General features: G+C 72.3%; 19 protein-coding genes. 14 read left to right on the top strand and 5 right to left on the bottom strand.

Translation table 11 applies throughout. The features are described from left to right. Positions 1 to 5: 5 nt before the first annotated feature. Positions 6 to 770: an ABC transporter ATP-binding protein gene (locus ABZ635_RS22845; RefSeq protein WP_357768686.1), complete on the bottom strand. Its 765-nt coding sequence runs from the start codon at positions 768 to 770 to the stop codon at positions 6 to 8. Positions 771 to 1116: 346 nt separating this feature from the next. Between ABZ635_RS22845 and ABZ635_RS22840 the strand changes: the two genes are divergently transcribed. From ABZ635_RS22840 to ABZ635_RS22805, 8 genes are all read left to right on the top strand, one after another. After that, positions 1117 to 2424: a histidine kinase gene (locus ABZ635_RS22840; protein ID WP_357768684.1), complete on the top strand. Its 1308-nt coding sequence runs from the start codon at positions 1117 to 1119 to the stop codon at positions 2422 to 2424. Beyond that, entirely contained in the window at positions 2399 to 3058 is a 660-nt protein-coding gene (locus tag ABZ635_RS22835) for a response regulator transcription factor (RefSeq protein WP_357768682.1), read from the top strand. The genes ABZ635_RS22840 and ABZ635_RS22835 overlap by 26 nt, the downstream gene beginning before the upstream one ends. Positions 3059 to 3286: 228 nt before the next feature. After that, positions 3287 to 3991 carry a 3-oxoacyl-ACP reductase FabG gene (gene fabG, locus ABZ635_RS22830; protein ID WP_357768680.1) on the top strand — a complete coding sequence of 235 codons (705 nt, stop codon included), beginning with the start codon at positions 3287 to 3289 and terminating at the stop codon, positions 3989 to 3991. 54 nt (positions 3992 to 4045) lie between these two features. Beyond that, a complete protein-coding gene (gene fabI / locus ABZ635_RS22825; protein WP_357768678.1) occupies positions 4046 to 4810 on the top strand; it encodes an enoyl-ACP reductase FabI in 765 nt (254 codons plus the stop codon). Positions 4811 to 4932: 122 nt separating this feature from the next. Then, positions 4933 to 5691, top strand: coding sequence for an SDR family oxidoreductase (locus ABZ635_RS22820; protein WP_357768676.1), 759 nt, complete (start codon positions 4933 to 4935; stop codon positions 5689 to 5691). 387 nt (positions 5692 to 6078) lie between these two features. After that, complete coding sequence (locus ABZ635_RS22815; RefSeq protein WP_357768674.1) at positions 6079 to 6486, top strand: hypothetical protein; 408 nt, start codon at positions 6079 to 6081, stop codon at positions 6484 to 6486. Positions 6487 to 7258: 772 nt separating this feature from the next. Continuing rightward, a complete protein-coding gene (locus ABZ635_RS22810) occupies positions 7259 to 7663 on the top strand; it encodes a hypothetical protein (RefSeq protein ID WP_357768672.1) in 405 nt (134 codons plus the stop codon). A gap of 265 nt (positions 7664 to 7928) precedes the next feature. Beyond that, the gene (locus tag ABZ635_RS22805; RefSeq protein WP_357768670.1) at positions 7929 to 11360 is read left to right on the top strand and encodes a phosphodiester glycosidase family protein; all 3432 of its coding nucleotides are present in this window, start codon (positions 7929 to 7931) and stop codon (positions 11358 to 11360) included. A 446-nt stretch (positions 11361 to 11806) separates the two neighbouring features. Here ABZ635_RS22805 and ABZ635_RS22800 read toward each other — a convergent pair whose 3' ends face one another. Continuing rightward, complete coding sequence (locus ABZ635_RS22800) at positions 11807 to 13942, bottom strand: helix-hairpin-helix domain-containing protein (RefSeq protein ID WP_357768668.1); 2136 nt, start codon at positions 13940 to 13942, stop codon at positions 11807 to 11809. Positions 13943 to 14071: 129 nt separating this feature from the next. Beyond that, positions 14072 to 14590, bottom strand: coding sequence for a MarR family transcriptional regulator (locus tag ABZ635_RS22795; protein WP_357768666.1), 519 nt, complete (start codon positions 14588 to 14590; stop codon positions 14072 to 14074). 94 nt (positions 14591 to 14684) lie between these two features. On the opposite strand from ABZ635_RS22795, the gene ABZ635_RS22790 reads away from it, so the two are divergent. Beyond that, the gene (locus ABZ635_RS22790; RefSeq protein WP_357768664.1) at positions 14685 to 16949 is read left to right on the top strand and encodes an LLM class flavin-dependent oxidoreductase; all 2265 of its coding nucleotides are present in this window, start codon (positions 14685 to 14687) and stop codon (positions 16947 to 16949) included. A gap of 64 nt (positions 16950 to 17013) precedes the next feature. Here the strand turns inward: ABZ635_RS22790 and ABZ635_RS22785 are convergent, their stop codons facing one another. After that, positions 17014 to 17967, bottom strand: a complete 954-nt coding sequence (locus tag ABZ635_RS22785; protein ID WP_357768662.1) for an aldo/keto reductase — start codon at positions 17965 to 17967, stop codon at positions 17014 to 17016. A 182-nt stretch (positions 17968 to 18149) separates the two neighbouring features. Here ABZ635_RS22785 and ABZ635_RS22780 point away from each other — a divergent pair, with 182 nt between their 5' ends. The 5 genes from ABZ635_RS22780 to ABZ635_RS22760 all read left to right on the top strand — a co-directional run bounded on the left by ABZ635_RS22780 (position 18150) and on the right by ABZ635_RS22760 (position 22318). Continuing rightward, the gene (locus tag ABZ635_RS22780; protein ID WP_357768660.1) at positions 18150 to 18989 is read left to right on the top strand and encodes an undecaprenyl-diphosphate phosphatase; all 840 of its coding nucleotides are present in this window, start codon (positions 18150 to 18152) and stop codon (positions 18987 to 18989) included. A gap of 113 nt (positions 18990 to 19102) precedes the next feature. Further along, positions 19103 to 19888 carry an MSMEG_4193 family putative phosphomutase gene (locus ABZ635_RS22775; RefSeq protein WP_357768658.1) on the top strand — a complete coding sequence of 262 codons (786 nt, stop codon included), beginning with the start codon at positions 19103 to 19105 and terminating at the stop codon, positions 19886 to 19888. Positions 19889 to 20051: 163 nt separating this feature from the next. After that, complete coding sequence (locus ABZ635_RS22770; protein ID WP_357768656.1) at positions 20052 to 20636, top strand: DUF3090 domain-containing protein; 585 nt, start codon at positions 20052 to 20054, stop codon at positions 20634 to 20636. A gap of 61 nt (positions 20637 to 20697) precedes the next feature. Beyond that, positions 20698 to 21444, top strand: a complete 747-nt coding sequence (locus tag ABZ635_RS22765) for an SCO1664 family protein (RefSeq protein WP_357768709.1) — start codon at positions 20698 to 20700, stop codon at positions 21442 to 21444. 70 nt (positions 21445 to 21514) lie between these two features. After that, positions 21515 to 22318, top strand: a complete 804-nt coding sequence (locus ABZ635_RS22760) for an HAD-IIA family hydrolase (protein WP_357768654.1) — start codon at positions 21515 to 21517, stop codon at positions 22316 to 22318. A gap of 89 nt (positions 22319 to 22407) precedes the next feature. Here ABZ635_RS22760 and ABZ635_RS22755 read toward each other — a convergent pair whose 3' ends face one another. Beyond that, on the bottom strand, positions 22408 to 22791 hold the full coding sequence (locus ABZ635_RS22755; protein WP_211717860.1) for an RNA polymerase-binding protein RbpA: 384 nt from the start codon (positions 22789 to 22791) through the stop codon (positions 22408 to 22410). Between the last annotated feature and the right edge of the window lie 265 nt (positions 22792 to 23056).

The following is a 23056-nucleotide window of genomic DNA, read 5'->3' as shown; positions in this document are numbered from 1 at the left end:
GGAGGTCAGGCCTCCAGCTTCAGCAGGCGCTCGGAGACGACCTCGGCGGTGGGCGCGTGGACCTCGTCCACCAGGCTGCCGTCCCGCAGGAAGACCACGCGGTCGGCGTAGGAGGCCGCGACCGGGTCGTGCGTCACCATGACGATGGTCTGGTTCAGGTCCTTGGCCGAGTCGCGCAGGAAGGCCAGCACCTCGGCACCCGAACGGGAGTCCAGGTTGCCGGTGGGCTCGTCCGCGTAGACGACCTCGGGGGCGTTGAGCAGGGCGCGGGCGACCGCCACGCGCTGCTGCTGCCCGCCGGAGAGCTTGGTGGGCAGGTGGTCGAGCCGGTCGCGCAGCCCCACCACGTCGATGATGTGGTCGAAGCGCTGCTGGTCGACCTTGCGCTTGGCGATCTGCGAGGGGAGCAGGATGTTCTGCTCGGCGGTCAGCATCGGCAGCAGGTTGAACGACTGGAAGATGAAGCCGATCCGGTCGCGGCGCAGCAGTGTCAGCTCGGCGTCACGCATCCCCGTGATCTGGGTGCGGCCCAGGTGCACGGTGCCGGAGGTGGGGACGTCCAGCCCGGCCAGGCAGTGCATCAGGGTCGACTTGCCCGACCCGGAGGGGCCCATGATCGCGGTGAACGCGCCCCGGTGGAACTCCACGTCCACACCGGCGAGGGCGTGCACCTGGCTGCCGCCGGTGTCGTAGGTCTTGGTGAGCCCCCGAGCCACCACCACCGGCGGGGCTTGGACCGGGGACGTGGGCTTCACAGCGGACTCGGTCACGACGACAACTCCAGAGATCGGGAAAGGCGGGGTGCCGGTGAGCGGGGTGACCCCCGTGCTCCTCGGCGTGTTCCTTCACGCTAGGTCCCCGACGCCCTCCGCCACCTCGGCCTCCGGGCTGATCCTCACCCCGGCCAAAGGCATGACACGGGGCGGGTTCGGGACTCCTTCGTCAGGGCCGACCCCCGACTTTCGTAGGGGGTGCGCCCGCCGCGCGCACCGCCCGCCCGTGCTCGAAACCGCCGTGAACTGCGAGAACGTCGCCAGAGTCACTTTCGTCGGGTCGGCGCTCCGGGTCGGCCGAACGGACGACCCCCGGGCGAGGTGCCACCGTAGACTCTGGCGGATGAAGACGTGGTCGCAGGATCGCCTGCGTGACCTCGGCGCCCTGCTGCGCCACAACTGGCACTGGTGGTGGAAGCGCCGCCTGCGCGTCGCCGACTGGTGCTACGCCCTCTTCACGCTGCCCTTCAGCGGGCTGATGATGCTCGCCGGGACCGCCACCGGCCCGGGGTTGCTGGCCACGCCGTTCGACATGGGCATGGCCCTGGTGGACGATCCCCGCTCCGCCGTCCTCGCGGGCTTCCTCGCCTACGCCCTACCGGGCACGCTGGCCTCGGTCACGATGCTGTGGCGCCGCAGCAGACCCGCGTGGCTGATGGTCGCCGGGCTGCTCATGCTGGTCCTGTACGGGAACCCCGTCCCCCTCATGGTGGGCCTGTACTCCTACCCCGCGCACTTCAGCGACCGCACGCCCCTCGTCGGCTGGTTCACGGTCTCCCTGCTCAGCCTCGGCGCCCTCTACCACTCCACCCCGGTCGGCTTCGTCGTCCTGGCCGTGTTCTACCTGGTCGTGCCGGTCATCGGCGGACTGTGGATCGGAACCAGGCGCCAGCTCATCGACCGCCTGAAGGAACGGGCCGAACGCCTGGAACGCGAACAGCACATGCTCGCCGAACAGGCCATCGGAGCCGAACGCACCCGCATCGCCCGGGAGATGCACGACGTCGTCGCCCACCGGGTCAGCCTCATGGTCCTGCACGCGGGCGGACTGGAGGTCTCCACCGCCGACCCCCGCACCGTCGAGGCGGCCGGGCTCATCCGCACCACCGGGCGCGAGGCCCTCTCGGAGCTGCGCGGCATCCTCGGGGTGCTGCGCGACGAGGACACCGACACCGCCCCTACCGCACCCCAGCCCGTCCTGGGCGACCTCGAACGGCTCGTCGCCGAGTGGCGCGGGGCCGGGATGCGGGTGAGATGGGAGAAGACCGGGCGGGTCCGGCCCCTGCCCGTCTCCGTCCAGCGCACCGCCTACCGGATCGTGCAGGAGGGGCTCACCAACGCCGCCAAACACGCCACCGGCGCCCCCGTGGAGGTGTGGCTGCACCACGGCGAGGACCGGCTGGAGGTGGAGGTGGCCAACGACCCGGCGACCGCGCCGGTCCACGCGCCGCCGCGCAGCGGGTTCGGCCTGACCGGCCTGCGCGAGCGCGTCGTCCTGGCCGGAGGAGAGCTCAGCTCGGGGGTGTGCCCGGACGGAGGATGGCGATTGCGCGCTATCTTGCCGGTGGGGGAGGACACGGCCCCCGACGCCAACAGCTCCGAAGCCGAGGAAGAGGGCACCGACGGTGATCCGCACGCTCCTGGTCGATGACGAACTCCTGGTCAGGTCCGGCCTGCGGATGATCCTGGAGGCCGACCCCGGGATCGAGGTGGTCGGAGAGGGCAGCGACGGCGAGGAGGCCGTGCGCCTGGCCGAGGAGCTCACCCCCGACGTGGTCCTGCTGGACATCCGCATGCCCGGCACCGACGGACTGGCCGCCGCCGCGCGGCTCAACACCCTGGCGCACGCGCCCCGGGTCGTCCTGCTCACCACCTTCGACCTCGACGAGTACGTGCACGCCGCGCTGCGCGCCGGAGCGGTGGGCTTCCTGCTCAAGGACACCCCGCCCCGGGAACTCATCAACGCGGTGCGCACGGTGTACGAGGGCCACGCGATGCTCGCGCCCAGCGTCACCAAGCGCATGCTCGAACGCTTCGCCTCCCCCGCGCCCGCCGACTCCGCGGCCGGGCGCACCGAGGCCCTGCGCCGGCTCTCGGCGCTCAGCGAGCGTGAACGCCAGGTCCTGGTGGCCGTCGCCGAGGGCAAGTCCAACGCCGAGGTCGGCCGCGCGCTGGACATGCGCGAGACCACCGTCAAGGCGCACGTGAGCCGTATCCTCGCCAAGCTGGAGATGTCCAACCGGGTGCAGGCGGCGATCCTCGCCCACGACGCGGGCTGGGCCTGAGACCCCCGACGGGCACGGGTGACCGGCCTCACCCCGTCGCGCGCACCGAACCGCATCCCCCCGCCACCGGGGGCTGCGCGCCGCCCGCGAACGCCCGGATCGTCCCGGAAGGCGCCCCCACCCGCCTCGGTTGCGTCTACCGGCCGGTAGCTCGGTAACCTGCAAGGCGATCCGCACCCGGAACATCACGTCGTGGCTGTTCAACAGCCGCAGAGAAGAGGAGCCCCTATGTCGCGCTCGGTACTGGTCACCGGTGGCAACCGAGGGATCGGTCTGGCCATCGCCCGTGAGCTCGCGGCTGGTGGGGACAACGTGGCGGTCACCTACCGTTCCGGCGAGCCCCCGGAGGGCCTGCTCGGCGTGCGCTGTGACATCACCGACTCCGCCCAGGTCGACGCCGCCTTCAAGGAGGTCGAGGAGGCCCAGGGCCCCGTGGAGGTGCTCGTCGCCAACGCTGGCGTCACCAAGGACCAGCTGCTCGCCCTCATGAGCGAGGACGACTTCTCCTCCGTCCTGGACACCAACCTCACCGGCTCCTTCCGGGTGGCCAAGCGCGCCGTGCGCGGCATGATGCGCAAGCGCTTCGGCCGCATCGTCCTCATCTCCTCCGTCGTGGGCCTGCTCGGCTCCGGCGGCCAGGCCAACTACGCCGCCTCCAAGGCCGGTCTCGTCGGCTTCGGGCGCTCCCTCGCCCGCGAGCTGGGCTCCCGGAACATCACCGTGAACGTCGTCGCCCCCGGCTTCATCGAGACCGACATGACCGCCGCCCTCAGCGAGGACCGCCAGGCGGAGATCAAGAAGAACGTCCCGCTGGGCCGTCTCGGCTCCACCGACGACATCGCCAAGACGGTGGGCTTCCTCACCGGTCCCGGCGGCGGCTACGTCACCGGCGCCGTGATCCCCGTCGACGGCGGACTGGGCATGGGCCACTGAGCCGGAACGACCACCAGCCCCACCCCAGCCACACACAGGACGGACCATCCCACCATGGGAATCCTCGAAGGTAAGCGCATCCTCGTCACCGGGGTGCTCACCGACTCCTCCATCGGCTTCCACATCGCCCGCCTCGCCCAGGAGCAGGGCGCCACGGTCGTGCTCACCGGCTACGGACGCATGGGCCTGGTGCGGCGCATCGCCAAGCGCCTACCCGAGACACCGCCCGTCCTGGAGCTGGACGTCACCGACGACCAGCACCTGGCGAGCCTGGCCGAGCGGGTCGGCGAACACGTCGACGGTCTCGACGGGATCGTGCACTCCATCGGCTTCACCCCCCAGGGGGCCCTGGGCGGCAACTTCCTCAACACCGAGTGGAACGACGTCGCCCAGGCGATGCACACCTCCACGTTCTCGCTGAAGTCGCTGACCACCGCGCTGCTGCCCCTCATGGACAAGGGCGGATCGGTCGTCGCCCTGGACTTCGACAACAGCGTCTCCTACCCGGTCTACGACTGGATGGGCGTGGCCAAGTCGGCGCTGACCTCCACCGCGCGCTACCTGGCCCGCTACGTGGGGGACCGGAACATCCGGGTCAACCTCGTCTCGGCGGGTCCGCTGAGCACCATGGCGGCCCGCAGCATCCCCGGGTTCGAGGAACTGGCGCGGCACTGGCCGGAGCGGGCGCCGCTCGGCTGGGACGTGAGCGACCCCGAGCCCGCCGCGAAGGCGGTCGTGGCCCTGCTGTCCGACTGGTTCCCGGCCACCACCGGCGAGATCGTGCACGTCGACGGCGGGTTCCACTCCACCGGAGCCTGATCCGTGGGCGGTGCCCCGAGCGGGGCGCCGCCCACACGTGCGTTCGCCGCACCGGTACCATCTGCCCCGCCGGTACACGTGTGGGAACCGGCGGCACGGTGTCGTTTCGGAAGGCGGACGGTATGGATCTGGGACTGTCGGGAGCGCGGGTCGTGGTGACCGGGGCCAGCAGGGGGATCGGCCGCGCCATCGCCCAGGTGTTCGCCGAGGAGGGCGCCGACCTGGCGATCTGCGCGCGCGGCCCGGAGGCCCTCGGGGAGGCGGCGCGCGAGCTGTCCGCGACCGGCGCGAAGGTGTTCACCCGCGCCCTGGACGTCACCGACCACATCGCGCTGCCGTCGTTCGTGAACGACGCCGCCTCCGAGCTGGGCGGCCTCGACGTGCTGGTCTCCAACGTGTCCGGGGGGAGCGCGCCGACCCCCGACCAGTGGGAGCGGGGGTTCAACGCGGACCTCATGCCGTTCGTGCGCCTCACCGAGGCAGCGCGGCCCTTCCTCATCGGTTCCGAGCGCGGCGCCGTGGTGCTGGTCTCCACCACCTCGGCCCTGCACGTGACGACGCCCGCCGGAGCCCGCTCCTACGGCGCGGTGAAGGCGGCCCTGAACCACCACGCGTCGTCGCTCGCCCGCGAGTGGGCGCCGGACGGCGTGCGCGTCAACACGGTCTCGCCGGGGCCCATCGAGTTCCCCGGCGGCGGCTGGGAGCGGCGCCGCGACAGCGACCCGGACTTCTACGAGAGCGTGCGCGAGCGCGTCCCCTACGGCCGCCTGGGCCGCCCGGAGGAGGTGGCCCGTTCGGTGGCCTTCCTCGCCAGCCCCGCCGCCACCTACGTCACCGGCCAGAACCTGGTCGTCGACGGCGGCTTCCTCGACCAGGTCTGACCCGGCCAGGCCCTCCCGGGCAGTCGGCCCCACCCGGGCGTCCTGTGGACGCCCGGGTTGCCCATGCCGGAGACCATCGGATGTGAAGTCCGGCGCCCGGGTATCGCCCCGTGTTGATTCGTGTCGTTGTGTCCGGCGCCATCCGAATACGGCGCAGTCGTGTGCCGCGTCGAGCCGCTCGATAACGTCCCGGTCCACAACTGCGAAGCACAAACGGAGCACGCGCGGGCGGGTGACGGCGTCCGATGGCCTCTGGTCCACCGCCCGTCTGCCGGGGCACGTACTCGAACGTCGTCGTGCCTCAGCTTGCGCGCCAGGGTCTCTGGGCCTTGAGCCAGCCCTGACGGCGCGGTGGAGTGTCGCTGCGGTATCGCACACTGGGTGACCATGACGACCGAACCCGTGCTCCACTGCGTACGCGACTACTACTGGGGCTGCATCTACTGCTATGACGTTGAAGGCTACGACGGGGATGACGACCACCTCTCCGGCGACGGCCCCTTCTTCGCCGCGGACGACCATGTCGCCATCCAGGTGGCCAACAGCCGCGTAGTCGATCCGCGCGACGCCCACGTCGAACTGAAGGTGTACGTCCACGCTGTTCCCATGGCCTCGTCCGATCACGCGTCCGTGATCGTCCTGCCTTCCGGGGTTCTCTCGATCGGTGACGCAGACGGTTTCGACGAGATCCCCCTCCGCCCCGGGCGCTGGCTGATGCAGGTCGACCTGGATACTCGCCGACCGGAGGAAGCCCAATGGGTGAAGATCCATTTTTCTCCTGCAGATCCGCAGTAAACGAGGAGACTTGTCCGAGCTCTGTCGAGGACCGGGGTCGCCTCCCGTCATCCGCCAGTTCACCCGAGAGGGCTGTCTGTGCCTGCGGATTGCGATGTGGCGTTATGACGGTGGTTCGCTCCGTTGCGCGCCACTTGGTGCCGACCGCTGCCGATCCCACCGAGACTGCGGAGCACGAACGGCGCAACTCAACGAGCAATGAAGCTCGATGTCGGCCGCACGTGCTTCTCACGAGGTGGAATGGGGACGCGGGAGTAGACAGATACATGCGAGGACGCGCCAGCACCCTGGTGGCGAACTTCAGAAAAGAGCTTCGGGAAGTTCGGTACTTCCGATCCGCGCGCCGTTCTCGATCGGCAGTCCTGCTTCAAGTCGTTTGCGCCACCCCTTCGGGGGAGGCCAAGGAACTCCCCACGCTGCCAATTGGTCTCGGGTCCAACCGCCAGCGCGAGTACGGGCTGCGTCGATTTCTTCAGGAGTAGGCATCTGCAGGATGGTAGTCGTGAATACCCGGTATGAACAACGGCCGTGGTGGTCATCGTGGTGTGTTCGGGGCAGGTCCGCCGGGAGGCGCTCATCCTGCGCGTGACATGAGCAGATGTCGACCGTCGTCGCTGCGGGGGCGAGTGGTTCCCACCGGAGGAGACGCCAGTGAGATGGCCCACCTCGACGTGGGGTTGTTGGGATACGCGCTGGGTGGTGCCGGTGTCCTCTTCGCCCCCACGAGGGATGGCAACGATGACGGCGCGGGGGAGAATGGAGACCCACCCGCGTGAGAAGTGGAGAAGGTGAGGTCGTCGCGGTGATGGTCGTTTCCCTCCATCCGCGTCCGCTGACCACCGAGGAGCGATCGGTGGTCGACCGGATTCTGCGTGTGGGCTTTCCGGGTGCTGAGCAGCTCCGGCGCCAACTCGGCCGCATTCTGGTGGTGGCCTCCTGGGGGCCCGGTTCCGTCAGCGTGGACCTGAGGTTCACGGGCGGCGTCCCCCGGTCTCGCGTCGCTGACGGAGTCGTGCCGGTGACGTGTGCGGTGCTGGACGACGACGGTGGACTCCATGGGGAGATCCTCCTGTGGGCCGAGGCGGGTGGTCTGTCCGCCCTCGAATACGCCTGGTACGGGGATGAGCCGCCCCGTGCCCTGCCGAACGCGGATCGGATGGTCACGTCGCGGAGGTAACGGCTGCGCACCCGGGGATCGGGCCGCCACCGGCAGTACTTCTGATGAAGAACGGGATGGCGCGGGGTGAAATCCGCGTTGGGTGAACCGCCTCCGGGGAGTGAAGGCCATCCGTCCGTCCAGGTCAGGGACCTGAATGGCCCATCACTCCCGGAAGGGGCCCGGGGGAACGGCATGCGTTCACCTCCTACACATCGGAGGGGACGAATGGTAGGAAGTTGACGCGCAGGGCTTCCTCGATCCCCCCGCCGCCCGGAGGCTGTCCATGAAACGCCGGTGGTCGACCCGCTCACGTGCCAGCGCCTTCGCTGCCGCGGGTTCCGTCCTGGTCCTCACCCTCACACCCGTCGCGGCCGCCGCCGACACCCGCGACGACCCCCGGGAACACACCGGGTTCAGCGAGACCGTCGAGATCCCGCCGAACGGCTCCGTCGCGAGGGCCGACACCCCCGAACCCCGGATGGAGACGTTCGAGTCCGAGCGCCCGGTCGCACCCGGCACCACCCTGACCTCGTTCGACGCCTACGGCCCGGACGGGTACACCGGCACGCCGTCCTGGCTCCAGGCCGACCTGTTGACCACGGACCTCACTGCTGGGGTCAGCGTCGACTACCTCTTCCCCGGCCGGGTCACCGACCGGGAGCCCCTGAGCACCCAGGCCGACCGGGAGGGTGCGGTCGCCGCGGTCAACGGCGACTTCTTCGACATCAACGGTTCCGGCGCGCCCCTGGGCGTGGGTGTGCACGGCGGTGAACTCGTCCAGTCGCCGATGACTGATGACTACCGTGAGTCCTCCGTGGTCGTCACCCCCGACGGGCTCGGCTCGATCGGCGAGGTGTTCTTCGAGGGCACCGTCGAGCTGCCCGGCGGCGACACCCCCTCCCTGGACGCGGTCAACAAGCCGACTCTGGGCCCCGGCGAGATCGCCGCGTTCACCCCGCTGTGGGGCTCCCACTGCCGCTGCCGCGCGGTCGAGGGCACAGACGACGCCCTGGAGGTCGTCGTCACCGACGGAGTCGTCACCGAGGTCGTGGAGGAGCCCCGCGAGGGCGACATTCCCGACGACTCGTTCGTCCTGGTCGGTAGGGAGGCGGGCGCCCGGGCCCTCGCGGACCTGGCGGTGGGCGACCCGGTCAGTATCGACTACGAGGCCCGATCCAGCGATGACCAGGAGATCCACGCCGCCCTGAACGGCCGTCAGATGCTCGTCGTCGACGGCCAGGTGCGGCCCGGTAGGGAGAGCGACAACAACCCCGGCGCCCCGCGCATGGCGGTCGGGTTCTCCGAGGACGGTTCCCAGATGTTCCTCCTCAGCGTCGACGGGCGTCAGCCGTCGTTCGCCGCGGGGGTCGGCCTGGACGAGCTGGGCGCGATGATGGTCGAGGCGGGTGCGCACACCGCGCTCAACCTGGACGGCGGCGGATCGGCCACGATGGTGGCCCGCACCCCCGGCGCCGAGGAGGTGCGGGTGGAGAACCGGCCCTCGGACGGAGCCGAGCGCCACGTCCCCAACGGGCTCGGCCTGTTCGCCCCTGAGGGAAGCGGCCAGATCGACGGCTTCTGGGTGGAGACCCGGATCGCCCCCGAACGTGCGGGCGCCTCCGGATACACCCCGCCCAGTCGCCCGGACCGGGTCTTCCCCGGTCTGACCCGGACCCTCACGGCGGCCGGGTACGACGAGACGTACGGACCGGCCGATGCGGTGCCGAACTGGCGCTCCGACAACGGCCGGGTGGGGGTGGCCGACCGCGACGGCGTGTTCACCGCGCACGCGCCGGGAACCGCCACCGTCACCGCGCGCAAGCTGCGGGCCCGGGGCGAGATCGAGCTGACCGTGCTGGGCGAGCTGGCCCGGATCGAGACGACCCCCGGCAGGGTCGGGCTCGCCGACTCCGAGGCGTCCGCCGTGGTCCAGGTGACCGGCTACGACGCGGACGGGTTCGCGGCCCCGATCGAGCCGGAGGACGTCGAGCTGACCGTCGACGAGAGCGTCGCACGCGTCTCGGTGACCGAGGACGGGCGGTTCGAGGTCCGGGCCGCCACCGACAGCGGTTCCACCCTGGCCACGGTCCGGGTCGGCGACGTCGAGACGACCATGGCGGTCACGGTCGGCTTGGAGGAGGTCGTGGTCGCCGACTTCGAGGACGCCGACGAGTGGACCTACTTCGGTGAGCGCGCGGACGGCGACGTCACCGCGGCCGAGGGCCGTGACGGGCGGGGCGTGCGGTTGACCTACGACTTCACCGCCTCGACCGGGACCCGTACGGGCGGTGCCCTGCCCCCCGGCCGCACCCGGGAGATCCCCGGCCAACCACAGGAGCTGCGCGCCTGGGTCCACGCCGAGGGCAACGGCGAGTGGGCCAGCCTCCAGGTCTGGGACGGCGCGGGCCAGCTCCTGCCCGCGCTGCGCTCCGGCTACCTGAACGAGCCCGGCTGGCAGCAGCTGGTCTTCACCGTGCCTCCGGGCACCCAGTACCCGCTCTCGCTGCGCCGCGTGTACTTCGCCGAGACCGAACCCGGAGCGAGCTACCAGGGTGAGGTGGTCATCGACGAGATCACCGCCCTGGTGCCGCCGTCGGTCGACGTACCTCCCGCCGCGCCGGTCGTCGACCCGGTGGTGGCCCCCGGCGCGGCTGTCGCGGCCCGGGACTGGCGGTTCGCCGTGATCTCCGACGCCCAGTTCGTGGCCCGCGACCCCGACAGCGAGATCGTCGCCTACACCCGCCGCGCGCTCCGGGAGATCCGCGCCAGCGACGCCGAGTTCGTGATCATCAACGGCGACTTCGTGGACGAGGCCGCCCCGGAGGATCTCGCGTTGGCGCGGCGCATCCTCGACGAGGAACTGGAGGGCGAGTTGCCCTACTACTACGTCCCGGGCAATCACGAGGTGTCCGGGGGCACGCTCGACAACTTTAGGCAGGAGTTCGGGGACACCCAGCGGGTGGTGGACCACCACGGCACCCGGTTCGTCCTCCTGGACACGGCCCGCTTCTCGTACCTGGCCAGCGACTGGTCGCAGCTGCGGATGCTGCGCGATCAGCTGGACGCGGCGGCGGACGACCCCTCGGTGACGTCGGTCGTGGTGGCGCAGCACGTGCCCTTCCGCGACCCTTTGCCCACCAAGGCGAGCGAGCTCTCGGACCGCAAGGAGGCGGTCACGGTCGAGGCCTGGCTGGCCGGGTTCCAGGCGGAGACCGGCAAGGGCGCCGCGTTCATCGGCGCGCACGCGGGCCTGTTCCACGCGGGGCGGGTGGACGGCGTGCCCTACGTGATCAGCGGCAACGTCGGCAAGAACCCCTCCGCCGGTCCCTCGGACGGCGGGTTCACCGGCTGGTCGCTGTGGGGCGTGGACACCGGCGGCGACCCCGGGCAGGACTGGGTGGTGACCGAGCTGCGCCCGCACGTGGACGGCCTGGAGGTGGACGCACCCGAGTCGGTCACCGTCGGCGAACGGGTGCGGGTCGCGGCCACGGTGGACAACGACGGCACGGACGTGCCGGTCGCCTACCCGGTGAGTGCGGACTGGTCCGGCTCGGCGGGTGTGCACGTGGGTCGCGCGGACGACGCGGGTGAGGACCACCTCGCCGCGTTCGACCCCGGGACGGGCTGGTTCACCGCGCTCGCGGAGGGCACGGTGGAGCTCGACGTCACCGTCAACGGCGTGACCGAGGAGGTCACCGTCGAACTGACGCCCTGACGCCCTGACGCCCTGACGCCGAGATGCCTGGGGCCGACCGGGGACGGGGCCCAGCCGTGGGACACACGGTCGGGCCCCGTTCTGCGCTCGGAGGACGGGCGGGCCACCGATCCGTGTTTGGCTCTCCTCATCGAGCGGGAGGGTCCGGGCCAGGCACCTCGCTCTTGCTCCGGGGGCGGTAGGGCCCCGGCCAGCTCCCCCTCGTCCTCACTCGGAGAGCGGGGACGAACCGGGCCAGCGCTCCCTCATCCTTCGACCCGTAGAGGGGTGAGGCCCTGACCGGCACTGGTACTACCTCGCCCAAGGAGCGAGGAGGGGCTGTCCTAGGTCAGTCCTGCCTTCCCCTGCCCGTAGTCCGAGGAGGGGCGCCGGTGGGCAGGAAGCGGAACTGTTCGGGTGGGAGCTGAACGCCCTGCCTTCCCTTGCCCGGGGGGCGCGGGCCCGGCTCAGCCCGCGCGCAGCACGAGGGCCAGGCGGGTGCTGCGGTCCGGCGCGAGGGTCTCGCGCACGCCGGTCTCCAGGGCGCCGCCGGTGGCGTCGACCACGGACACGTGCCGGGTGGCTCTGGTCAGGGCTGTGTACGCCTGCGGGCGGGACACCGGTACCTGGGGAGGGAAGACCGCCACCACCGCGGGCCAGCGGCCCCCGTGCGCGACGGCCACGCTCACCGCCCAGCCGGGGCGCAGCGCGGAGGGGTCGGTGACGGTGACCCGGGTGCCGCCGGTCAGTTCGATGACCGCGCCCTCGGCCATCGCGCGCAGGTACCCGGTGTCGCCGGGACCGTAGCCCGGGCCCTCGGCGACGAGCACCACGCGGTCGCCCACGTCGAATCCGCCGTGTGCTCCGGGGCCGGGGTTGAGGCGTTCCTTGCAGGCGGTGTTGAGCGCACGGGCTCCGGCCGGGCCGTCCTCTCGGCAGGTCACCACCTGGACCTGGTCGGCGTCGATCCCCAGCGCGCGGGGGATGGAGTCGGTCACCAGCTGGGTCACCCGGTGGGCGGCCTCCTCGCCCGAGGACGCCGGGACGCGCACCACCTCGCGGTCGGGCGCCGCCACGTCGGGCCACTCGCCCTCGGACACCGCGCGGGCGAGCACCGCCACGGGGGAGGGGGTGCCGTCGTCGGCGAGGACCGCCACGTGCGCCGTGCGCGAGGCGGCCACGTCCTCCACCACCCGGCCCGGGGAGGCGGAGGGTGCCTGGTCGGGGTCGGCGAGCAGCACCAGGTGGGCGTCGTCCACGCAGCGGGCCACGAGGTCGGCCATCCGGGCCACGCCCAGCGACATCGACTCGCACAGCACCACGATCCCGGCGGAGACCGTTGCGCCGGAGAGCAGTGCGGCCAGGGACACCGCGCGGACGGGAGCCTCACCGGTGTTCGCCGTGGCCCCCTGGTTCCCCGTGGTCCCTCCGGGGCCCCGAGTCTCCGCGGCTCCCTGGGTGACCTCGGTCGTGCTGGTTCCCTCAGGCCCCGGGGCCTCTCCGGCCCCGGCGCCCGCGCCGGACTCCTGAAGCCCTGAGAGCCCTTCGACCCCGCCGGTCTCCCCGGGCCCGCCGGTCTCCCCGGCTTCTTCGGACCCTTCAGCCCAGTCGTCCCCCTCACTCTCGTTGGTCGCTCCAGCCCCGTCGGTCTCCGGGGCCCCGTCGGACCTGTCGGCCGCCCCAGCCCCGGCGACTCCGCCAGCCCCGGCGTTCGCGCCGGACTCCCCGGCGCCGTCACCGTCCCCGGGCCCGCGCTCTCCGTCGTCCCTCACCGCGTCGTCGGCACCCAGGAGCCGGTCCAGGTCGGCGTTGACGGCGGCGGCGGTCTGCGCGGTGGGCGCCACCACGGCGATGCCCACCTGGCTCTCCCGGGCGATCGCCGCCAGGCACAGCAGGGTGCGGGCGGCCTCGGCCTGGTCGCCGGGGCCGTGGCGCACCACGGTGACCGGGCGCAGGGTGGCGGTGAGCAGTGCCTCCCGGGTGGTGTCGGAGATCGCGAAACCGCCGTCGGAGGTGGCGGCGTCCAGGGTCTCGGCGGCGGTCATCGGGTCCATGATCGGTTCGCTGCCGCCGATCAGGCGCAGGAGCTGTTCACCGAGCCGCTCCTCGGCGTGCCCGACGTCGTAGGGCGCGTAGTGGCGTTCGGGGTCGGGCAGGTCCGGCAGGTCCGGGACCCCGCCCTCCTCGAAGTCGGTGTCGTCGTCGGCCTCGTCGCCGCTCTCGAACAGCGCGACCTCCTCGGCGGCGACCGCCGCCTCCAGCGCGGCGCGGGGGTCGGCGACACCGAGCTGGCCGACCACCGTGGCCAGCCGCTTCTCCTCGATCGCGGTGTGGCCGCGCCGAGCGGCGGTGCGCAGGGTGTGCCCGACCAGGGCGCCCAGGCGCCGGGGGTCGTCGGGGCGCGCGGCGTCGCCCAGGTGCCTGCGGGCGCAGTAGTCGGCCTGGTCGACGGTGACCTGGGGCAGGCGCAGCAACAGCCAGGGGTTGGCGTCCAGCTCGGCTGCGGGCTGGGGGCCCAGCACGGACGCCAGGCGCGGTGCCAGGGCGTGCGGGGCGCCCATCCGGTCAAGGACGGCTCGGACCTTCTCGACAGCCTCGGACACCGGTTCCCCTCGTCAGGTGGTTCGTGGACTCGCTGGGAGCCTACCGACTCGCGCCGACAACCGGTGTCGGCCGTCCACAGGCCGCCTCCGGTCCAGCACCGGGGTCACGTTCCGGGGTGTCTCGTGCGGTCACGACCCGGTGGACGCCTCGCCCTCCCCGACGACCCGGAGCACGGCGGCGCACGGGTCGGTGTCGGGAGCGGCCTCCTGCACGGCGGTGGCGGCGCGCGTCGCGGCCGCGCGGAACAGGGCCCGCAGGTCCTCGTCCAACCCGTCGAGCACCCGTTCCTCCACGTGCTCGACCAGCGCGTCGGCGCGGGCCAGGACCTCGGCGCCGTGGTCGGTGGGGCACACCCTGCGCACGCGGCGGTCGCCCGGGTCGGCTCGCCTCCGGACCAGGTCGGCGGCCTCGAGGTCGTCGATCAGGTAGGTCATCACGCTGCGGTCGATGAGCAGCCGTTCGGCCAGCGCGGCCTGGGTGGGGGCGTCACCCCGCGAGGCGGCGGCCAGCACGTGGTAGCCGCGGCTGCCGTGCGGGAGATCGGCCAGGACCGTCTCCACGAGCTCGTGCCAGCGGTGCAGTAGGACGGCCAGGGACCAGCCGAGGTTGTGCTCGCCGACGCCCGGCTCCGGAGTGGTGGGTGTCATGGTCCGAGCGTAGCAGGAATAGGTGTCACGGCAGATAAGTTGTGCTGAGTATCGTTTGCCACACAAACATTTCCCATGCAGGAGGCCAGGCCCCATGCCCGACTACGGACACCCCCTGGAGTTCGGCACCTTCCTCACGCCGTCCGCCCAGGACCCCGACCGCGCAGTCGGGCTCGCCGAGCTCACCGAGGCCGCCGGACTGGACCTGGCCACCTTCCAGGACCACCCCTACAACCCCGACCTCCTCGACACCTGGACGCTGCTCAGCTGGGTCGCCGCCCGCACCGAGCGCCTGCGCGTCTCCGGCAACGTCCTCAACCTGCCGCTGCGTCCGCCCGCCGTCCTCGCCCGCGCCGCCGCCAGCCTCGACCGCCTCTCCAAGGGCCGCTTCGAACTGGGCCTGGGCGCCGGGGGCTTCCGCGACGCCATCCACGCCATGGGCGGCCCCCTCCGTACACCGGGGCAGTCCGTGGACGCCCTCTCGGAGGCCATCGACCTCATCCGCGCCGCCTGGGACACCGACGTCCGGGGCGGGGTGCGCCTCCAGGGCGAGCACTACGCCGTCCAGGGCATGAAGCGCGGCCCCGAACCCGCCCACGACATCGGGATCTGGCTGGGCGCCTACAAGCCCCGCATGCTCCGCCTGGTCGGGGCCAAGGCCGACGGCTGGCTGCCCAGTCTCGGCTACGTCGAGGTCGGGGACCTGGCCGGACTCAACGCGGTCATCGACGACTCCGCCCGCGAGCACGGCCGCGACCCCCGGCAGGTCCGCCGCCTGCTCAACCTCACCGGTGCCGCCTTCACCCCGACCAGCGGTGGATTCCTCCAGGGGCCGCCCGAACAGTGGGTCGAACAGTTGCTGCCCCTGGCCCTGGAGCTCGGTGTCGCCACGTTCGTCCTGCCCACCGACGACCCCCGCACCGTCCAGACCTTCGGCGCCGAGGTGGCCCCCGCCCTACGCGAGGCTGTCGATCGCGAACGCGCCGGAGCCGGGACCCCGACCGGTCCCGCCCGCCCCTCCGCCGCCCTGGCCGCGCGCCGCTCCGGCATCGACTACGACTCCGTCCCGGCGTCCCTGCGCGACGGCGCGGTCGAGCCCGGGGACCGCGGCTACACCGGCGTCCGGCACGGGTACATGCAGCAGGGGCGCCCCGGGCTCGTGCTCAGGCCCACCGGACCCGAGCAGGTCGCCGAAGCCCTCGCCTACGCCCTGAAGCAGGACGCCCCGCTCAACGTGCGCAGCGGCGGCCACGGCATCAGCGGGCGTTCCACCAACGACGGAGGCGTCGTCCTCGACCTGGGCCGCATGAACGCGGTCGAGGTCCTGGACCCCGGCTCGGGTCTGGTCCGGCTGGGTGCCGGGGCGCGGTGGGGTGAGGTCGGCGCCGCCCTGCACCCGCACGGCCTGGCGATCAGCTCCGGCGACCACGGGGGAGTGGGCGTCGGCGGGATCGCCACCACCGGCGGGCTCGGGTACATGTCCCGTGCCCACGGATTGACCATCGACCGGCTCACCGCCGTCGAGCTGGTCACCGCGGCCGGGGAACGCCTGCGGGTGGACGCCGACCACCACCCCGACCTCTTCTGGGCGGTGCGCGGCGCCGGAGCCAACTTCGGTGTGGTCACCGCCGTGGAGGCCGTGGCCGCCCCGGTCCGGGACGTCGTCCTCGGCCAGTTCGCCTACGACGCCTCGGACACCGCCGCGTTCCTGAGAGCCTGGGGCGAGATCGCCGGGTCGGCCCCACGCGAGGTCACCGCGTTCCTCACCCTCGGAACCGGCCGGGGCGGGCAGGGCCCCGCCGCCCAGGCGATGGTCGTGTACGCGGGAGACGACACCGACGCCGCCGTCCGGGCGCTGGAACCCTTCCTCGAGGTCGGTCCGGTCCTGGACCAGCGAGCCCAGGTCGCCCCCTACCCGGCGGTCCTGGTGGGCCACGCCGGGCCGCACCAGGGCTCCGGGACCCCGGTCTCCCGTTCGGCGCTCCTGGAGCACGTCACCGAGGAGGCCGCCGGGGCGGTGGCCCGGGCGCTCGCTACCGGCGACGCCTACTTCGCGCAGTTGCGCCAGGTGGGCGGGGCGGTCAACGACGTGGCCGCAGACGCCACCGCCTACCCCCACCGCTCGGCCGGGTTCTCCCTGGCCGCGATGGGGCGCCGGGCCGAGCCGCTGGACCGCCGCTGGGCGGAGCTGGGCGGCGCGGCGCGGGGGCTCTACCTGAGCTTCGACACCCGCACCGGCCCGGAGGTGCTCGCCCAGGCCTTCCCCGAACCAGCGCTGCGGCGTCTGCGCGAGCTGAAGGCCGTGTACGACCCGCACGAGGTCTTCGACCAGAACTTCCCGATCCCGCCGCTGTCCTGACCCCCGACGAGGGGGCCGGCGAGGGCCGCCGACGGGTGCCCTCCCCGGTCGGCGGCGCCCGGCCTCAGCGCTCGGGCGCGGCCGTGGCGTCGTCCAGGGCGTCGCGGATCTTGGGGGGAAGCCGCACGTGCTCCACGGACAGGATCTCCTCCAGTTGCGACAGCGTGCGCGGGCCCACGACGGCGGCCGCCACGCCCTCCTGGTCGCGGGCCCAGCTCAGCGCCACCGCCAGCGGCGACACGCCCAGGCCCTCGGCGGCCGTGCACACCGACTCCACCACCCGGCGGCTGCGGTCGTCCAGGTAGGGCTCCACGTAGGGCGCCATGTGCGGGAACGCCGCCCGGGAGTCCGCCGGGACGCCGTTGCGGTACTTGGCACTGAGCACGCCCCGGCCCAGCGGCGACCACGCGATCACCCGGGCCTCGGCGGCCGCGGCGGCCGGCCGCAGCGCGTGGTCGGCGCCGCGGTTGAGCAGTGAGTACTCGGTGCCGGCGCTCACCAGCGGCACCCGCCCCGGCTGGGCGCGCTGCCACGTCGCCAGCGTGGCGAACTGCCAGGCCTTGAGGTCTCCGGTGCCCACGTAGCGCGCCTTGCCGGAGGCCACCGCCGCCTCCATGGCGGACAGGGTCTCCTCAGGGGGCGTGTGCGGGTCGAACACGTGCAGCTGCCACAGGTCCACGTAGTCCGTCTGGAGACGCCGCAGCGACGCGTCCAGCGACGCCAGGAGGTGGCGCCGGGAGCCGTCCACCGGTCGGTAGGCCTCCGGCGTGTGCCCGCTCTTGGTGGCCACCACCACGTCCTCGCGGCGCACCGTCCCGCGCAGCAGCCGGCCCAGGATGCGCTCGCTCTGGCCGCCCGTGTAGATGTCCGCCGTGTCCACGAGCGTGCCGCCCGCGTTCACGAACGCGGTGAGCTGCTGCCCCGCCTCCTCCTCGGAGGTGTCGTTCCCCCAGCTCATCGTGCCCAGGGCGGTACGAGACACCCAGAGCCCTGATCTGCCCACCTGTCGCTGTTCCATGCGGCGGAGAGTACCGTGTTCATCGGAAGTAGGCCCTGGGTACACCTTCGCTGCGTACTGTCGGCGCAGTCCCGAACAGTGCCGACGCGCGTCCTCCCGCCACGCGGGCCGTCCGGGTCGTCACCCATTTGGTTCGTGTCCGAGTCCCCGGGGCCCGGACCCGTCACGAAAGTCCGTACCGAGTGTCCATCTTCGAGGCGGTCGTTCTCGGCCTCATCCAAGGGCTCACCGAGTTCCTGCCCGTATCCTCAAGCGCCCACCTGCGCGTCTTCGCCGCCTTCTTCGGCTGGTCGGACCCGGGTGCGGCCTTCACCGCCGTCAGCCAGATCGGCACCGAGCTCGCGGTGGTCGTGTACTTCCGCAAGCGGGTGTGGGCGATCATCTCCGTGTGGTGCCGCTCCCTGGTCGACCGGGACCTGCGCGGCGACGTCAACGCCCGCATGGGCTGGTACATCATCCTCGCGACCATCCCCATCGGCGTCCTGGGCCTGCTCTTCGAGGACCAGATCGACGGTGTCTTCCGCGACCTGCGCCTCATCGCCCTGACCCTCATCGTCTTCGGCCTCATCCTGGGCGCCGTCGACCACTTCGCCCGCAAGCAGAACGAACTGGAGGACCTCACCCTCGGGCGGGGCCTGACGTTCGGCCTGTTCCAGACCCTCGCGCTCATCCCGGGCGTCTCCCGCTCGGGTGCCACCATCACCGGTGGCCGTCTGCTCGGGTTCACCCGACCGGCCGCGGCCGAGTTCGCGTTCCTGCTGGCCATGCCCGCCGTGTTCGCCTCCGGCCTGTACAAGATGCTCGACATCGGCGGCAACGAGTACGCGGGCTGGGGAGCCACCATCGTGGGCACCCTGGTGGCCTTCGTGATCGGCTACGTCGTCATCGCCTGGCTGATGAAGTTCATCTCCACGCACAGCTTCATGCCGTTCGTGTACTACCGCATCGCGCTGGGCGTGCTCATCCTCGTGCTGGTCACCACCGGTGTCCTCTCCCCGCAGGGCGGTGCCGGAGTCGGATAGCGGCCCCGAACCCGGCGACACCCGCCGGACGCACCCCGCACGCGCACACCCCCGGGGCGGACCGCCGGTCACGGCGGCCCGCCCCGGGGGCCGTGCCGACCTACCCTGGTGCCATGGCCACACCTGCTGACACCCCAGCCGACACCTCCGCCGCACCCGGGAACCCCTCCAGCGGTGCGACGTCCGCACCGGAGGCGATCACCCTCCTGCTCGTCAGGCACGGCCTGACCGACGCCACCGGACCGCGCCTGGCCGGGCGCGCGCCCGGGGTCCACCTCAACGACGCGGGTCGGGCCCAGGCCGCCCGGTTGGCCGCCCGGTTGGAGGGGCTGGCCCCGGCCGCGCTCGTCTCCAGCCCGCTCGAACGCTGCCAGGAGACCGCCGAGGCCGTCGCCGTACGGCTGGGCGTGCCCGTCACCACCGACGAGCGGTTCGTCGAGTGCGACTACGGCAGCTGGACCGGCCGTTCCCTCACCGAGCTCGCCGCCGAACCCCTGTGGCGGGTCGTCCAGGACCACCCCAGCGCCGCGCGGTTCCCGGGAGGGGAGGCGCTGGCCACGACCTCCTCGCGCGCCGTGGACGCCGTCCGCGACTGGAACGGGCGCCTGCTCGAACGGGTCGCGCCCGGGGTCGCCCCGCCCGTGTACGTGGTGTGCGGCCACGGAGACGTCATCAAGGCGATCGTCGCCGACGCCCTGGGCATGCACCTCGACCTGTTCCAACGCCTGCGCGTGGACCCGTGTTCGGTCAGCTCCATCACCTACACGCGCACCCGGCCCTTCCTGAACAAGCTGAACGACACCGGCGAACCCCTGGCCGCGGCCCTGCCCACCGCGTCGGAGACCAGGGGCGACGCCGCGGTCGGCGGGGGAGCGGGTCGACCGTCCGCGACGGCCTGACCGCCCGGGACGTCCTGATCGCCCTGACCGCCCGGGACCGCCGGATCGGCCGGGACCGGCGCGCCCCGAGTCGGCGGCCGCCCCGGCCGTGTCCGGGACACCCGCCGCGAGGCGCGCCGCTCCGTATCGCACGGCGTCACCGTCATCCCTTAGGGTGCTAGTCATGCCCGTCTTTCAGTTCAATCCGCCGGATCGGTTCGTCGCCGGAACCGTGGGCCAGCCTGGGGACCGCACCTTCTTCCTCCAGGCCGTCGGTGAGGGTCGCATCACCAGTGTCGTGCTGGAGAAGGCCCAGGTGGAGGCCCTGGCCACCCGCATCGAGGAGCTGCTGGAAGAGGTGCACCGACGCTTTGGCGCTCCGCCGGACGACGTGACACCGCCCGAGGACGACGGTCCGCTGGAGCAGCCCATCGAGCAGGACTTCCGGGTGGGCACCCTCGCCCTGGCCTGGGACGCCGAGGCGGCCCGCGTCATCATCGAGGCCCAGGAGATCGACGAGACCGCCACCGAGGAACTGGTCGAGGACGACGACGAGGAGGAGCTGGAGGTCTTCGCCGAGGAGGCCCCCGCCCACCGTGACGTCCTGCGCGTCTACCTCACCCCCGGTGAGGCGCGCGCCTTCGCCGGCCGCGCCCTCAAGGTTGTCTCCGCCGGGCGCCCGGACTGCCCGCTGTGCGGACGACCGCTCGACCCCAACGGCCACATCTGCGCACGGCAGAACGGCTACCGTCCGGACCGTCTCGTCTGAGGCGGCCGTGGACGACGACACCACCGGGGCGGCTCCGACCGCGGCCGTCCCCCCGCCCGAGGTGACCACGACGGCCTTCGGAGGGCTCTCCCCGTCCGAGGGGCTCGACCTGCTGCGCCGGGGCGAGATCACCGTGGAGGGGCGCCTGACCGCGGCCTCCAACGCCACCCTGTACTGCACGGTCTCCGACGGCGGGGTGTCGGCCGCGTGCGTGTACAAGCCGGTCGCGGGGGAGCGGCCCCTGTGGGACTTCCCGGACGGAACGCTCGCCGGCCGCGAGGTGTCCGCGCACGCCGTCTCCGAGGCGCTCGGCTGGTCCGTGGTACCGCCCACCGTCCACCGCGACGGCCCCTACGGCGAGGGCATGGTCCAGCTGTGGGTGCACGGCGACACCACCGTCGACCTCGTCGCCCTCTCCCGGGAGACCGACCACCCGGGGCTGCGCAGGATGGCCGTCCTGGACGCCGTGATCAACAACTCCGACCGCAAGATCGGCCACCTGCTGCCCACCCCCGAGGGGCACCTGTACGGCTGCGACCACGGGGTGTCCTTCGCCGAGGACTACAAGCTGCGCACGGTCCTGTGGCAGTGGCAGGGGCAGCCCCTCACCGACGAGGCGCTGATCTCCCTGGCTACGCTGCGCACCCGGCTGCGCGACGCCCGCGACCCGCTCGGCGCGCTGCTCTCCGCGCACCTGACCGGACCCGAGGTGTACGCGGTCCGGGAACGGGTGGACCTGCTCATCCACCACGGCATCCACCCCTACCCCGCACCCGACTGGCCCTCGGTCCCCTGGCCTCCGGTGTGAGCAGTCTCAACACCCCAACACGCGGAAACCGGACAACGGGAATGGCGCCGTAGCGGTTCGTACCTGCACAATGGGGCACGTGAGCAACGAGTGGAACTACCTTTTCGACATGGACGGCGTCCTCGTGCGCGAGGAACACCTGATCCCCGGCGCGGACACGCTCATCGCGGAGCTGCGACAGCAGGGGACCCCGTTCATGGTGTTGACGAACAACTCCATCTACACCCCGCGCGACCTGCGGGCACGACTGCTCAACACGGGGCTGGACATCCCCGAGGAGTCCATCTGGACCTCCGCGCTGGCCACCGCGCAGTTCCTCCAGACCCAGCGCCCCGGCGGGTCCGCCTACGTGGTCGGTGAGTCGGGCCTGACCACCGCCCTGCACAACGTGGGCTACGTGATGACCGAGCGCGACCCGGACTACGTGGTCCTGGGCGAGACCCGCACCTACAGTTTCGAGGCCATCACACGGGCGATCCGCCTCGTGCGCAACGGCGCCCGGTTCATCGCCACCAACCCGGACGAGACCGGGCCCAGCGCGGAGGGACCGCTGCCCGCGACCGGCGCCGTCGCCGCCCTGATCGAGAAGGCGACGGGGCGCCGCCCCTACTTCGTGGGCAAGCCCAACCCCCTCATGATGCGGTCGGCGCTGCGCCGCATCGGCGCCCACTCCGAGAACACCCTCATGGTCGGCGACCGCATGGACACCGACGTGCTCAGCGGTCTGGAAGCGGGTCTACAGACCGTCCTGGTCCTGTCCGGCATCTCCGACCGGGACACCGCCGACCACTTCCCCTACCGGCCCACCCGGGTGATCGGCTCGGTCGAGGAACTCGTGGGCCACACCCAGAGCCCCTTCGACACCCCCGCCTGACACCCCGTGGACACGACGACGGGGGCGGTGGACCGTGTCCACCGCCCCCGTATCCGTCGTGGGGCAGGCCGTCGCGGCCGTCCCAGGGGTCAGGCGCTCTGCCGCTGCTTGGCGATCTCCTCGACCTTCGCCGCCTCCTCGCGGCGACGGGCGCGGAGCAGTTCCAGCCGCTCGGCGAGGACCTCCTCCAGGTCCTCCATGCTGCGGCGCTCCAGCAGCATGTCCCAGTGGGTGCGGACCGGCTTGGTGTTCTTGGGTTCCTCGCCGCCGCCGTCACGGCGCAGCGCGCGGTCGCCGCAGAAACGGCATTCCCATTCCGCGGGGATCTCGGCCTCGGTCGCGAAGGTTACCGCGAAGCGGTGACCCCGGGTACAGTCGTAGGTGACTTCCTGCCGGGGAGCCAGGTCGGTGTTGCGGTCGTTCTCGTAGCTCGTCGCCCCGAGCCGTGTGCCGCGAAGTGCTCGCTCGGCCATCGTGTGGGTGCCTCCAGGCGCTCGTGCGGTCTCGCGGGGTGTAACGCGTCGGTCCACGTCAAGATTCCCCACTGACCTGAGGTCGAATCTCCCCGGCGGGCGCGGGACCCCGTCCGCGCCACGGAGGACCCGTCACACCGAGCCCCGCCCGCGGTGATGACCTGCACCACCCTAGGGCGTGTTCCGCGGATCATTCCGGGCTCGCGACCACCAGGCTGCCTCTCGCTGCGCCGACTTCGCTCGGACAGCCAAACCCGGGCGGGCC

It is taken from the genome of Nocardiopsis sp. NPDC007018, from assembly GCF_040635075.1.
In the GTDB taxonomy this organism is placed as follows: domain Bacteria; phylum Actinomycetota; class Actinomycetes; order Streptosporangiales; family Streptosporangiaceae; genus Nocardiopsis.
Note: the sequence above shows the minus strand (reverse complement) of the source record. Positions and strands in the feature narration are given on the sequence as shown.

Coding starts and splice junctions, on each gene's coding strand:
- ABZ635_RS22785 (WP_357768662.1), bottom strand. CDS start 17,967: ATGGAACAGCGACAGGTGGGCAGATCAGGGCTCTGGGTGTCTCGTACC.
- ABZ635_RS22775 (WP_357768658.1), top strand. CDS start 19,103: ATGGCCACACCTGCTGACACCCCAGCCGACACCTCCGCCGCACCCGGG.
- ABZ635_RS22760 (WP_357768654.1), top strand. CDS start 21,515: ATGGGGCACGTGAGCAACGAGTGGAACTACCTTTTCGACATGGACGGC.
- ABZ635_RS22840 (WP_357768684.1), top strand. CDS start 1,117: ATGAAGACGTGGTCGCAGGATCGCCTGCGTGACCTCGGCGCCCTGCTG.
- ABZ635_RS22815 (WP_357768674.1), top strand. CDS start 6,079: ATGACGACCGAACCCGTGCTCCACTGCGTACGCGACTACTACTGGGGC.
- ABZ635_RS22790 (WP_357768664.1), top strand. CDS start 14,685: ATGCCCGACTACGGACACCCCCTGGAGTTCGGCACCTTCCTCACGCCG.
- ABZ635_RS22755 (WP_211717860.1), bottom strand. CDS start 22,791: ATGGCCGAGCGAGCACTTCGCGGCACACGGCTCGGGGCGACGAGCTAC.
- fabI (WP_357768678.1), top strand. CDS start 4,046: ATGGGAATCCTCGAAGGTAAGCGCATCCTCGTCACCGGGGTGCTCACC.
- ABZ635_RS22820 (WP_357768676.1), top strand. CDS start 4,933: ATGGATCTGGGACTGTCGGGAGCGCGGGTCGTGGTGACCGGGGCCAGC.
- ABZ635_RS22795 (WP_357768666.1), bottom strand. CDS start 14,590: ATGACACCCACCACTCCGGAGCCGGGCGTCGGCGAGCACAACCTCGGC.
- fabG (WP_357768680.1), top strand. CDS start 3,287: ATGTCGCGCTCGGTACTGGTCACCGGTGGCAACCGAGGGATCGGTCTG.
- ABZ635_RS22770 (WP_357768656.1), top strand. CDS start 20,052: ATGCCCGTCTTTCAGTTCAATCCGCCGGATCGGTTCGTCGCCGGAACC.
- ABZ635_RS22805 (WP_357768670.1), top strand. CDS start 7,929: ATGAAACGCCGGTGGTCGACCCGCTCACGTGCCAGCGCCTTCGCTGCC.